This window comes from Tissierella carlieri (assembly GCF_018917285.1).
Lineage (GTDB): Bacteria > Bacillota > Clostridia > Tissierellales > Tissierellaceae > Tissierella > Tissierella carlieri.
Map to the genome: position 1 here is coordinate 75,523 of NZ_JAHLOH010000045.1, position 12,474 is coordinate 87,996.

The 12,474-nt window shown below is 31.7% G+C and carries 11 protein-coding genes and 1 other annotated feature; of the genes, 3 read left to right on the top strand and 8 right to left on the bottom strand.

Annotation, left to right across the window (positions count from 1 at the left end):
- Positions 1–7 precede the first annotated feature (7 nt).
- Positions 8–2,659, bottom strand: coding sequence for a valine--tRNA ligase (locus KQI38_RS15700; protein ID WP_216561069.1), 2,652 nt, complete (start codon positions 2,657–2,659; stop codon positions 8–10).
- A 158-nt stretch (positions 2,660–2,817) separates the two neighbouring features.
- Positions 2,818–3,032: a binding site (T-box leader), on the bottom strand.
- 33 nt (positions 3,033–3,065) lie between these two features.
- The gene (gene pgsA, locus KQI38_RS15705) at positions 3,066–3,614 is read right to left on the bottom strand and encodes a CDP-diacylglycerol--glycerol-3-phosphate 3-phosphatidyltransferase (protein ID WP_216561071.1); all 549 of its coding nucleotides are present in this window, start codon (positions 3,612–3,614) and stop codon (positions 3,066–3,068) included.
- 104 nt (positions 3,615–3,718) lie between these two features.
- Between pgsA and KQI38_RS15710 the strand changes: the two genes are divergently transcribed.
- Both KQI38_RS15710 and KQI38_RS15715 read left to right on the top strand, forming a co-directional pair.
- Positions 3,719–4,720, top strand: a complete 1,002-nt coding sequence (locus KQI38_RS15710) for an ABC transporter substrate-binding protein (protein ID WP_216561073.1) — start codon at positions 3,719–3,721, stop codon at positions 4,718–4,720.
- A gap of 292 nt (positions 4,721–5,012) precedes the next feature.
- Positions 5,013–5,210 carry a cold-shock protein gene (locus KQI38_RS15715; RefSeq protein WP_158220161.1) on the top strand — a complete coding sequence of 66 codons (198 nt, stop codon included), beginning with the start codon at positions 5,013–5,015 and terminating at the stop codon, positions 5,208–5,210.
- 210 nt (positions 5,211–5,420) lie between these two features.
- Here the strand turns inward: KQI38_RS15715 and KQI38_RS15720 are convergent, their stop codons facing one another.
- The 4 genes from KQI38_RS15720 to KQI38_RS15735 all read right to left on the bottom strand — a co-directional run bounded on the left by KQI38_RS15720 (position 5,421) and on the right by KQI38_RS15735 (position 8,820).
- Positions 5,421–5,798, bottom strand: a complete 378-nt coding sequence (locus tag KQI38_RS15720; protein ID WP_216561075.1) for a metallopeptidase family protein — start codon at positions 5,796–5,798, stop codon at positions 5,421–5,423.
- Positions 5,799–6,144: 346 nt separating this feature from the next.
- On the bottom strand, positions 6,145–7,449 hold the full coding sequence (locus tag KQI38_RS15725; RefSeq protein WP_216561077.1) for a Na+/H+ antiporter family protein: 1,305 nt from the start codon (positions 7,447–7,449) through the stop codon (positions 6,145–6,147).
- A 197-nt stretch (positions 7,450–7,646) separates the two neighbouring features.
- On the bottom strand, positions 7,647–8,150 hold the full coding sequence (locus tag KQI38_RS15730) for a gamma carbonic anhydrase family protein (RefSeq protein WP_216561079.1): 504 nt from the start codon (positions 8,148–8,150) through the stop codon (positions 7,647–7,649).
- Positions 8,151–8,238: 88 nt separating this feature from the next.
- On the bottom strand, positions 8,239–8,820 hold the full coding sequence (locus KQI38_RS15735; protein WP_216561081.1) for an HD domain-containing protein: 582 nt from the start codon (positions 8,818–8,820) through the stop codon (positions 8,239–8,241).
- Positions 8,821–9,060: 240 nt separating this feature from the next.
- Between KQI38_RS15735 and KQI38_RS15740 the strand changes: the two genes are divergently transcribed.
- Positions 9,061–10,461, top strand: a complete 1,401-nt coding sequence (locus tag KQI38_RS15740) for a sodium-dependent transporter (RefSeq protein ID WP_216561083.1) — start codon at positions 9,061–9,063, stop codon at positions 10,459–10,461.
- A 53-nt stretch (positions 10,462–10,514) separates the two neighbouring features.
- Here KQI38_RS15740 and KQI38_RS15745 read toward each other — a convergent pair whose 3' ends face one another.
- A complete protein-coding gene (locus KQI38_RS15745) occupies positions 10,515–12,110 on the bottom strand; it encodes a thioredoxin domain-containing protein (RefSeq protein ID WP_216561162.1) in 1,596 nt (531 codons plus the stop codon).
- 32 nt (positions 12,111–12,142) lie between these two features.
- A complete protein-coding gene (locus tag KQI38_RS15750; protein WP_216561085.1) occupies positions 12,143–12,304 on the bottom strand; it encodes a DUF255 domain-containing protein in 162 nt (53 codons plus the stop codon).
- Between the last annotated feature and the right edge of the window lie 170 nt (positions 12,305–12,474).

A 12,474-nucleotide genomic window follows, 5' to 3' on the forward strand; every position in this document is an offset into this window, starting at 1 on the left:
CCCCACTTTATCTATTAGTTTTTATACTTTCAAGTCGCTCCATTACCTTTTCAAGCATTTCTTCATATTTCTTTTGTTTTTCTTTTTCTTCAGCTACTACTTTTTCAGGAGCTTTCTTTACAAAGCCCTCATTAGATAATTTCCCTACTACTCTCTTTATCTCACCTTCAAGTTTTTCTTTTTCCTTTTCTAATCTTTCTATTTCCTTCTCAAAATCAATTAAATCTTTTAAAGGTAAAAACACCTCACATCTATCCAATACTACTGAAATATTATCTTCACCTATGCCATCTTTCGTACCTCTTATTTCTATTTCTTCAGCGGATGCAAGATTTAAGAAATATCTTTGACCATAATTAATAATATTCTTTATCTTTTCATCTTTTGTTACAAATATTTGTGTAGATTTTTTAGAGGGTACTATATTCATTTCGGCTCTAGCATTTCTTATACCCTTTATTCCTGACTTAATAAACTCAATAGCCTCTTCTGATTCAGGGAAATTTAGCTCGTCCTTATATACTGGCCAAGAGCTTAAAATCAATGGTTTATCATTACCTGGTAAGTGCTGCCAAATCTCTTCAGTAATGAATGGCATAAATGGATGAAGTAGCTTCAATATATCTTTTAAAACAAATAATAGAACCTGCTCAGCTGTTTGTTTACTAGATTTATTTTCTCCATATAATCTTGATTTAACCATTTCAATATACCAGTCACAGTATTCATCCCAAATAAAATCATATATTTTCTGTGCAGCCATACCTATTTCATATTTATCTAGATTTTCTGTGGCTTCTTTAATTACAGAATTTAATCTAGACAATATCCATTTATCTTCTTCCTCTAAACTATCTAAGCTTAATTCTTCCTTAGCTACATCTTCTTCAAGATTCATAAGGACAAATCTAGTAGCATTCCACAGCTTATTAGCAAAGTTTCTATTAGCTTCTACTCTCTCGGTGTAGAATCTCATATCATTTCCTGGAGAATTTCCTGTAACTAAGGTGAATCTTAGAGCATCTGCACCATATTCATCGATTATCTCCAATGGATCTATACCATTACCTAGAGATTTACTCATCTTCCTTCCTTGAGAATCACGAACTAGTCCCGTCAAGAATACATCTTTAAATGGAACTTCTCCCATCTGCTCAATACTTGAGAACACCATTCTAACTACCCAGAAGAATATAATATCATATCCTGTAATTAGTACATCTGTAGGGAAGAAATATTCTAAGTCCTCTGTCTTCTCAGGCCATCCAAGAGTTGAGAAAGGCCACAAAGCTGATGAAAACCAAGTATCTAAAGTATCTGTATCTTGATGCAAGTGAGCACTGTTACATTTAGTACATTTCTCTGGTTTAGTTCTAGATACTATAATTTCTCCACACTCATCACAATAGTATACTGGTAGTCTATGCCCCCACCATAACTGTCTGGAAATACACCAATCTCTAATGCCTTCTAGCCAATTAGTATAAATCTTTCCAAATCTTTCAGGTATAAAGTTTACTTCTCCATTCTTATATGCTTCTAAAGCCGGTTTAGCCAATGGCTCCATTTTTACAAACCATTGTTTAGAAATAAGGGGTTCTACTATTGTAGTACATCTTTCACAATGTCCTACTGCATTTTGATGCTCCTTAGTCTCTACTAAATATCCTTGCGATTCTAAATCAGCAACTATTTTCTTTCTAGCTTCATACCTTTCTAATCCTTCGTATATTCCACCATTAGGACTAATAGTTCCATCTTCATTCATTATTATATACTGACCAAGTCCATGTCTCTCTCCTACTTCAAAGTCGTTAGGATCATGAGATGGAGTAATTTTAACTGCTCCTGTACCAAATTCCATTTCTACGTAGTCATCGGCAATTATTGGTATCTCTCTATTCATTAGGGGTAGAATAGCAGTCTTTCCTATTACATCCTTATACCTTTCATCCTCTGGATTAACAGCAATAGCCAAGTCTCCTAACATAGTCTCTGGTCTAGTAGTTGCTATAACTATATATTCATTACTGTCCTTAATAGGATATCTAATATGCCATATATGTCCCTGTGAATCTTCATGCTCCACCTCTGCATCTGATATTGCTGTCTTACAGTTAGGACACCAGTTGATTATTCTATCTCCTCTATATATTAGACCCTTCTCGTATAATCTAATAAATACTTCTTCTACCGCTTTGCTAAGACCTTCATCTAAAGTAAATCTATCCCTAGTCCAATCACAGGAAACTCCTAACTTCTTTAGCTGATTTTTGATTGTACTTCCATATTTATGGGTCCAATCCCAAGCCTCTTCTAAGAATCCTTCACGTCCTAATTCTTCCTTAGATTTTCCTTCCTTCTTAATTTTTTCTACTACCTTCGCTTCAGTTGATATACTAGCATGGTCTGTACCAGGCAGCCAAAGTGCAGAATATCCTTCCATTCTCTTCCATCTAGTTAAAACATCTTGAATAGTATTATTTAGTGCATGACCCATATGAAGGCTACCTGTTACATTTGGCGGCGGCATCATTATGGTATATGGCTTCTTAGTTTTATCAACATGAGCTACAAAATGATTATTATCATTCCAATACTTATAAAGTCTATCTTCAAAGTCTTTAGGATTATACGTTTTTGGTAAATTTTCTAACATTTTTATCTCCTCCTTCATTCAATTCACAATTTACAATGCACAATTCACAATTCACAATTAAAACTCTTAAAACATAGGGTTCTACCACTAAAATGCTTCCTAAAAAACAATTTGAAGTATTTCAGAATGACAATAAATAAACCCTTCATCTTTACAATTGTAAGGACGAAGGGTAATTCGCGGTACCACCTTAATTCCATGGAAATATCCATGGCTCTTAAATAAATATAAGGGTTTAACCCTTCAAGCTTACTTAGTTTCAGCTTGAATGCTCAAAAGCTACCTTCAGTAAATACTTAACTTAAGATCTCTCAGCCTAGAATCCTTTCTCTGTATAGGGTATTTACCTACTCCTCTTTATCAAAGCAAATCTAAAATTATTGATTTAATTATATATACATATTTTTTATTTGTCAACTATATCATTACCTGTATTGTGCTCCACTTTCATAAAAATAATCAAATAATTGATAAAAGCAATAATATTTAAAGCTACAGTTAAAGAAAATAAAACTGTAGAAATTAATTCAGGAAATTTAAACACTATAGATAATGTAGCTGCATAAAAGGACAAGGTTGCAATTTTACCGTATTTATTGGAAGGCATCACCTGTTTTCCTTTAAATAAATATAATATAGCTCCACCCAAAATCATCATTATTTCCTTAACTCCTAATGCAATCAATATCCAACTTGGAATTATACCCTTTGTCGTAAAACTAATTAGAATGGTAAATGTCATCAATTTATCTGCAATAGGATCTAACACTATGCCGAGTTTAGTACTCATATCATACTTTCTTGCAATATATCCATCTAATACATCAGAAATTCCAGCTAAAATAAATATCAGTCCTGCAAATAAAATATTTTTTTGAAAACTAGAATAAAAGAAATATAAATAAACTGGAATAAGTAATATTCTTAAAATCGTTAACATATTTGGTATATTCATACGACTCCCCCTTTAACAACTAATTTGTAACCTTTACTATATTTTAGAATATTATAACATTAAATCATAGTTTCGTATACCCATATTATGTAAGGAGGGATAGGATGGTAGGGCTTTTTAAAAGGATTTCCTTTATTTTAATCCTAGTACTAATACTCTCATTAGGATTAACTGGATGTAAAAAAGAAGCCGAATTAAAAAATATTAGGTTAGTTGAGGTAACTCACTCTCTATTCTATACACCACAATATGTAGCTATAACTCAAGGCTTCTTTGAAGAAGAAGGGCTAAAGATCGAATTAATAAACGGAAAAGGTGCAGATAAAGTTATGGCTGCATTGTTAAGTAATGAGGCAGAAATAGGATTTATGGGACCTGAAGCATCTGTATATGTGTACAATCAAGGAAGAGATAATTATGTAATTAACTTTGCACAATTGACACAAAGAGATGGTTCTTTTTTAGTAGGCAGAGAAAAAGATGATAATTTTACATTTGATAAATTAAAAGGCAAAACTGTAATCGGCGGCAGAAAAGGTGGCATGCCTGAAATGACTTTGGAATATGTAATAAAAAGCCATGGTCTAGAACTAGATAAAGATGTTGAAATTAGGACAGACATACAATTTGATGTAATGGCGGGAGCTTTTGTTGGTGGAGAAGGTGACTATGTAACATTATTTGAACCTGTAGCAGCTACATTAGAAAAAGAAGGTAGAGGATATGTAGTAGCTTCTATAGGTAAAGAAGGAGGATATATTCCATATACCTGCTACTCAGCAACCAAAGAATACATCGAAAAGAATCCAGAAATAATTCAAAAATTTACAAATGCTCTATATAAGGGCATGGTTTGGGTTCAAGAACATAGTAGTGAAGAAATTGCAAATGCCGTAATGCCACAATTCCCAGATACTGATAAAGAAATTCTAAAAACTTTAATAGAAAGGTATAGAGATCAAGATTCTTGGAAACCAGATTTAATCATTACAGAAGATGGATTAAATCATATGATGGACATAATGGAATTAGCAGGAGAACTAGATAAAAGAGCTGATTATAACAAAATAGTAACTACTGAATTTGCTAAAAAAGCTATGAAGTAGAAAAGATGCCTAATGGGGCCTTTCTTTTACATTTGGAAATCTCAGCTACTTCAATATACTTTGATAGTATTGTAGATGCCTTTGTAGTAGCAATAGATGATGTAATATTTATTTATTAAATATACCTTGCTATTAGTTAACAGTTATGCTATGCTTAATAGGAACTTAAATTAAATGTAAAAAGTAACATAATATATATTTCCATAGGTACTCGCAGTTTGCATACATGTGTAGAAATTTTATTATTAATTTATTACAGTAGTTTAAGAAATAAAATTTGGAGGTACACATTATGAAGGGTACAGTAAAATGGTTTAATGCAGAAAAAGGATTTGGATTTATTACAGGAGAAGACGGAAATGATGTTTTTGCTCACTTCTCACAAATCCAAAAAGAAGGTTTCAAGGCTTTAGAAGAAGGCCAAGAAGTAGAATTTGACGTAGCTCAAGGACAAAAAGGTCTTCAAGCTGAAAATATCGTTATAAAATAGTAAATATTTTACCCCTAGAATAGTTAATATTCTAGGGGTTTTTAATTAAGTACCTTTAACCAACTATCATTTCTATAAATTAAGAAGATTTTTTAATTCCACAACATCAATATTAATCGACATCTTTAATTTATATGTTTATAAATATAATCATAACTTATTCCGCCTATAGAGAAATTTCATATATGAAATCTCTCTATAATATGTACCCTATTCCTTTCCCCTATATTTCCTCATATCTTCTGCATCCTTTATTTCCAATCCCTTTTCTCCTGCTAAGGATTCCAGATGGTGAGTGAATTCATGTAATAGAGTATCCTGTAACTTATCATATAATTCTTTTCTAGAGAGTCCATAACAAACCTTTTCAAAAGAACCATAGTAGATTGCAATCCTTCTACCTGTTATGCTATTGATATATTCTCCCATAACATATAATTTATCTTTATCTCTACTCTCAGGATGAAGTTTATATTCTGGTAAAAGGATTATACCCTCATTAAGTTTATTGAAGAACTCCTTTGGTAATTCTTCTGCTATATCGTCAAGGATCTGATGAACCTCATCTATTGTTGGAAAACTATTCATATATAACGATTCCTTTCTTATATAAAATTTAAATAATATTATAACATATAAAATCTATTAATAACTATTTAATTAAATTAGTTATTTAACATTCCTATTCTTTGTTCTATTATTTCTATCTAAATATGGGTTTTTATCATGTCTTCACAAAGATTAATATCTTTATATATTATCTCATCCATCACTAGTTACGACAATTTCCAAAACCATAAGTAAAGTTTATAATTAAACCTACAATATTTATAAACTCATCTAAGTTTAAGCTATCTCCATCCAAAACTATCTTCTTCATAACCATTCCTCCCATAATTGCAAAGGAGACAGTTAACCTGCCCCCTTAGTCATATTAAAGTATTAATGCTGCTATAGTTCCAAATATCAATAATGAGATATTATAATGAATAAACGTAGGAACACAGGTATCCCAAATATGGTCATGCTGTCCATCTACATTTAATCCAGCCGTAGGTCCTAATGTACTATCAGAAGCTGGAGATCCTGCATCTCCCAATGCGCCAGCTGTACCTACTAAGCAAATAGTTGCGGCAGGACTAAATCCTAAAGTCATACATAGTGGAACAAATATTGCAGCTATTATTGGAACTGTTCCAAAAGAAGTCCCAATACCCATGGTAATTATTAGGCCAATGAATAACATTATAAACGCTGCTATGGCTTTGCTTCCCCCCATCATACCTGCTGCAGCTTCTACTAAAGATTCTACCCCTCCAGTAGCTCTAATAACTGCACCATATCCAGAAGCAACTAACATTACAAAGGCAATAAATCCCATTAGTGAAATGCCACCGTTTAGCATTTCATCAAGCTCCTTCCATTTAAACGCACCAAATGCCATCATTATTGCTAGACCTGCTATAGCACCAAGTGGAAGTGACTTTGTTATAATTTGTATAGCAAAGGCTGCAATTGCCCCAATTAAAGCTCCTATATGCTCCTTCGACATCCCCTTATTTTGAACATGCTTGATATCTAGTTTAGCTAATTTAATATCTTTATATTCTCTCGGCTTTCTGTAGACTATTAATACTGCAAGAAATAATCCTATTATCATACCTATGCCAGGAAGTAACATTGACTTCCAAACCATATTTGTTTCCACATTCATACCATTATCTATTAGAGCGTCTCTTATTATATTATGAAATATAAGTCCAAAACCTACTGGAAGCATTACATAAGGAGCCTTGAGGCCAAATGTCAATGCTGATGCTACAGCCCTTCTATCAATTTTCAATTTATTCATAACAGAAATTAATGGTGGTATTAGTATTGGAATAAAAGCTATATGGACTGGAATTAGATTTTGTGAGAAACAAGCTACACCGGCTATTAACAGTACAAATATCGATCTTCTCCCTTCAACCATTTTTCCTATTTTTCTAGCTAATATATCTGCAACTCCTGTCTTACCAATGGCTACTGCTAAGGCTCCAAGTAATATATAAGATAATGCAGTTTCCGCATTACCACCCATACCACCAATTAGAGTAGCTATAGTATCTCCTAATGACATACCTGATAATACACCGCCTGTTAAAGCAGCTAGAATAAGTGCGATTAATACATTCAGCTTTAATAAACATAAGATAGTCATAACTAATACTGATAATAGTACTGGATTGGTTAACATATTATCCCCCCTTGATTTTATTAGAATGATTAAGAAAAAATTATTGTGATATATGTTATTCATATTTCACAAATCATAGAACCGAGAAAAAGGATAAAAGGTCTAACTCAGTCACAAATTATCAATTGAATAAATTAAAAAGGATATATTGACCAAGAAATTTCTTAGTCAATATATCCTTTAATATAAATATATTATTATAAATGTTCATTTCTCCATAATTCTTCGTATCTAGTTGCATTATATTTTACTGTCTCTATTTCTTCTTTACTTACTTCCCTTCTAACCTTTCCTGGTGAACCCATTACTAAAGAATTAGATGGTATAACTGCTCCCTCCGTAATCAATGCTCCGGCCGCTATTATACAATTATCGCCAATGACAGCCCCATTAAGAATTATTGATCCCATTCCAATTAAACAATTATTGCCTACCTTACAGCCATGAACTACTGCATTATGTCCTATAGTGGTATAATCTCCGATTTCACAAGGAGTATTGGTATCCACATGTACTGTAGCATTATCTTGTATATTGGTGAATTTCCCAATGGTTATATAGCTCATATCCCCACGTGCCACTGCTCCATACCACATACTACTTCCTTCGCCTATAGTTACATCTCCTAAAACATCTGCTGTCTCAGCAATAAATGCTTCTGGGTGTATATTAGTTTTCTTATCCTTTAAATCTCTTATCATATACTGTCTCCTTATTATATATTTCTTTATACTATTTGTTACCCTAATTATAGCATAATAAAACCCAGTAAATACTGGGTTTTTAAATTTATAGTTCTCCTTTTAAGCCTATTTCTTCCGCCACTTTTCTCATAGCGAGGATAGTTTCTCTAATTACATCATCTCTTTCCATCCCTAGCATCTCTATACCTTTTTCAATGACAGATCTATCTACTCCTGACGCAAAGGCTTTATCTTTCCATTTTTTCTTTACAGACTTTGGCTCTAAATCTAATACAGATCTACTAGGACGAAGAAGTGCTACTGCTGTAATAAGTCCAGTAAGTTCATCAATAGCATATAATACCTTTTCCATTTTTTCAACAGGTTGTATATCACAGCATATTCCAAATCCATGGCTTGCTACTGCTCTTATATAATCCTCTGGATATCCTTCTTCCTTGAGAATTTCTTGCACCTTTATACAATGTTCTTCTGGATACATTTCATAGTCTAAGTCATGAATAAGGCCTACTATGGTCCATTTCTCTACATCTGGCTCATTGAAAATTTCAGCAAAATGCTTCATTGTTCCTTCAACTGCTAAAGCATGACGAAGCAGACTATCCGATTTATTATATTTTTTAAATAATTCTAAAGCTTCCTCTCTAGTAGGTATTTTATTTATCATTTGTTCCCCTTCTTTCTTTCTTTATCACTTTATTATATATAATAGGCTAGTGAACTTATGGTGTCAAGTATTATTGATTATAAGATTTAAATCCATTAAATTTTACCACAACTTTATTTAAATGATGCTTTATCTAAGTAATTAGGTAAAATTTAATTATTGACGTAAGTTAAGATTAATATTACAATATTCCTTATATCAAATGTACTATTGGCAAAACTCATACAGGAGGAACTAAAGATGAAAAAACCAAATAACGAATCAGTCTCCACAAATAAAAAACGAGAAACATTTTCATCCGGATTAGCAGTATTTTTTGCAACACTTGGCTCAGCAGTAGGATTAGGTAATATTTGGAAATTTCCTTACCTTGTAGGGGAAAACGGTGGCGGAGCCTTTGTATTAATTTATTTTTTATCCATATTATTAGTTGGTATGCCAATAATGGTATCTGAATTTTATATAGGACGAAAATCTAGAAGTAATGCAGTCTCTGCCTTCACTAAACTTAAGGCAAACCCAAAATGGAAAATCATTGGCTATTTTGGAGTAGCTGCTGCATTTTTGATTATGTTCTATTATAGTGCGGTTGCTGGATGGGTATATTCATATGTATTTAAAGCTATAAATGGTGCTTTTTCAAATCTTTCTAATTTTTCTTTTGAGCAAGCAACAAGTATAGTAGAGAATCAATTCTTAACTACTACTGAAAGTCTATATTCTCCTATTATATGGCAAGGAATTTCTATTTTAGTTGTTGCACTAATATTAATTGGTGGAGTCAAAAATGGAATTGAAAGAATAACAAAGACTCTTATGCCTGTGTTATTTATTCTCCTAATAATCTCTTGTATAAGAGCCCTAACATTACCAGGAGCTAAAGCAGGTTTTAACTTTCTATTTAAAATAGACTTTTCAAAAATAAATCCATCCGTTATTCTTTCTGCACTAGGTTTGGCATTCTTTAAGCTCTCTCTTGGGATGGGAACCATGATAACTTATGGAAGTTATTTTACAGAAGATAATAATTTAATTCATACATCTGCTAAAGTTGCATTATCAGATACATTTGTCTCTCTGTTAGCTGGAGTTGCAATATTTCCAGTAGTATTCACTTTTGGAATGAAACCAAATTCAGGACCTAGTCTATTATTTAATACTATACCTTTAGTGTTTTCACATATCCCTTTTGGAAATATACTAATTATTGCTTTTTTTATTCTGGCATCCATTGCAGCTACTACTGCTTCTTTATCAATGGCAGAAGTTCCTATTGCCTTTATTACAGAGAAATGGAATATTAAAAGGAAATATTCAGTTATTATTGTATCATTATCTACGTTTATAGTAGGTGCCCTAACTGTACATCCTAGTAGTATTTTGGGGCATGTAACGATCTTTGGAAAGAACTTTTTTGATTTATTTGACTATATATCATCTAATATTATTCTACCAGTTGGAGGACTCTTAATAGCAATTTTTGTTGGTTATTTTGTTAATAAAGACAGTGTATTAGATGAGTTATCAAATAATCATAAATTAAACAACTCAAAAACTATTACTATCTATTACTTTGTTTTAAAATATATTTCACCACTACTTCTGCTAATTGTATTTTTAAACTCATTAGGAATTATATGAAATTTGGAGATAAGAATTTTTTGCAGACTTCTTATCTCCCTTGATTTCTATCTTTATTCTATTGCAATTACTGAATATAGGTGTGAAAGTGGATTATTGTTTATATCGTCTCCAAAGGCATAGAATATTTTATTGGCAATCTTTTTATATTTTTCTTCTTTAGTTAAATCGTATAGTTTAAATAAACTCATTATAGCCAAGGAATTACCAGATGGTATAGCACCATCATAAACATCCTTTGGTCGCATTATTAACTGTTCTGATATATTGCTATAGAAAAATAATCCTCCATCTTTCGTATCTTCGAAGAGTTTTATCATATCCTCAGTTAATCTTATCCCTAGGTCTAAATATTTATTATCATTTGTTGCTTCAAATAGCTCAAGTAATCCATATATAAAGAATGAATAGTCTTCTAAAAAACCAACATTATAGCCTTCTCCATTTATATAAGTCGATAATAAATGGCCTTCTTTATCCATGGAATTTGCTATTATGAAATCTGCTGATTTTCTAGCTATTTTATAATAACCTTCATTATTAAATATTTGAGCTGCATATGCCAGACTAGCTATCATTAAACCATTCCATGAAGTTAGTATTTTTTCATCTCTATGGGGTTTAATTCTTTTATTTCTGTATTCGAAGAGTATCTTATTAGCTTTATCAAGATTTGATCTATCTGACTCTGATATCTCATTCAAATCATGTAAAATTAGATTAGGATTATTGTAGCCTTCAAAATTTCCTTCTTCTGTAATATCATAGTACTTAGAATATAATTCTCCTATCTCCTCTCCCAAAACGTTTAATACTTCATCATAGCCAAATATATAAAACTTTCCCTCTTCTCCTTCTGATTCTGCATCTAACGCTGAATAAAATCCTCCTTCTATAGATGACATATCTCTTATTACAAAAGCATATATCTTTTCTGCCACTTGTTTATATAATGATTTTCCGGTTATCTCATATGCTCTTGTATAGACAATTCCTAATAGTGCATTGTCATAGAGCATTTTTTCAAAATGAGGTATTAACCATTTTTCATCTACAGAATATCTATAGAAGCCGTATCCTATATGGTCAAAAATGCCTCCTTTATACATTTTTTCTAGAGTAATCTCTGTTATTTTCAAAGCTTCTCTATCGTTATTTTTTCTACTATGTTCTAAGAGAAACCATAGATATTGTGGCATAGGGAATTTGGGATAAGACCCAAATCCACCATTTTTTTCATCAAATATTCTTATTAATCCCTCTTTTGCATCATTATTCACTGTCTCTTTTATATTTCCTGTTTCATTTACTAGATATCTTTTCTTTACTTCTTCTAAGATATATTCTGATTCTTCCAATACCTTATCTTTATCATTTTTCCATAGTCTATTGATTTTATTAAGCAAATCAATTATCCCTGTCATCCTGCTTCTAGTTCTCTTAGGAAAATATGTCCCTACAAAAAAAGGTTTTCCTTCTGGTGTTGCTAATATATTAAGTGGCCATCCACCAGATCCAGTCATGGCTTTAGAAAATGTCATATATACCTTATCAATATCTGGTCTTTCTTCTCTGTCTACTTTTATTGAAATAAAGTATTTATTTAGTACTTCTGCAACTTCTTCGTCTTGGAATGATTCGCGATTCATTACATGGCACCAATGGCAACAAGTATTTATATCTAGGAATACCCAATCGAAAGAAATATTGGTTTATCCTCATTTTGGGACTTTTCAAATGCTTCTGGTATCCAAGGATACCAGTTAACTGGATTATAAGCATGTTGTAATAAATAAGGAGACTTTTCATCAATCAATCGATTAGGTATTTTATCTTTAGCCATAATACCACCACCTTTCATATTGTATTTCTATGTATTATATCCTAAATAAAAAAGATTACTATAATTAGTTAGTAATCTTTCATTTTTCACCTATATTCAATTTTGATTTTTATATTATCCTTATCAATTCTCGTGTACAACATTAACTTTATTACTTTTCATGTTAATAT

What these genes read in the sequence shown, in the direction of transcription:
- KQI38_RS15740 (WP_216561083.1), top strand. Translation starts at nt 9,061, where the DNA reads ATGAAAAAACCAAATAACGAATCAGTCTCCACAAATAAAAAACGAGAA.
- KQI38_RS15715 (WP_158220161.1), top strand. Translation starts at nt 5,013, where the DNA reads ATGAAGGGTACAGTAAAATGGTTTAATGCAGAAAAAGGATTTGGATTT.
- KQI38_RS15725 (WP_216561077.1), bottom strand. Translation starts at nt 7,449, where the DNA reads ATGTTAACCAATCCAGTACTATTATCAGTATTAGTTATGACTATCTTA.
- KQI38_RS15700 (WP_216561069.1), bottom strand. Translation starts at nt 2,659, where the DNA reads ATGTTAGAAAATTTACCAAAAACGTATAATCCTAAAGACTTTGAAGAT.
- KQI38_RS15745 (WP_216561162.1), bottom strand. Translation starts at nt 12,110, where the DNA reads ATGAATCGCGAATCATTCCAAGACGAAGAAGTTGCAGAAGTACTAAAT.
- KQI38_RS15735 (WP_216561081.1), bottom strand. Translation starts at nt 8,820, where the DNA reads ATGATAAATAAAATACCTACTAGAGAGGAAGCTTTAGAATTATTTAAA.
- KQI38_RS15720 (WP_216561075.1), bottom strand. Translation starts at nt 5,798, where the DNA reads ATGAATAGTTTTCCAACAATAGATGAGGTTCATCAGATCCTTGACGAT.
- KQI38_RS15730 (WP_216561079.1), bottom strand. Translation starts at nt 8,150, where the DNA reads ATGATAAGAGATTTAAAGGATAAGAAAACTAATATACACCCAGAAGCA.
- KQI38_RS15750 (WP_216561085.1), bottom strand. Translation starts at nt 12,304, where the DNA reads ATGGCTAAAGATAAAATACCTAATCGATTGATTGATGAAAAGTCTCCT.
- KQI38_RS15710 (WP_216561073.1), top strand. Translation starts at nt 3,719, where the DNA reads ATGGTAGGGCTTTTTAAAAGGATTTCCTTTATTTTAATCCTAGTACTA.
- pgsA (WP_216561071.1), bottom strand. Translation starts at nt 3,614, where the DNA reads ATGAATATACCAAATATGTTAACGATTTTAAGAATATTACTTATTCCA.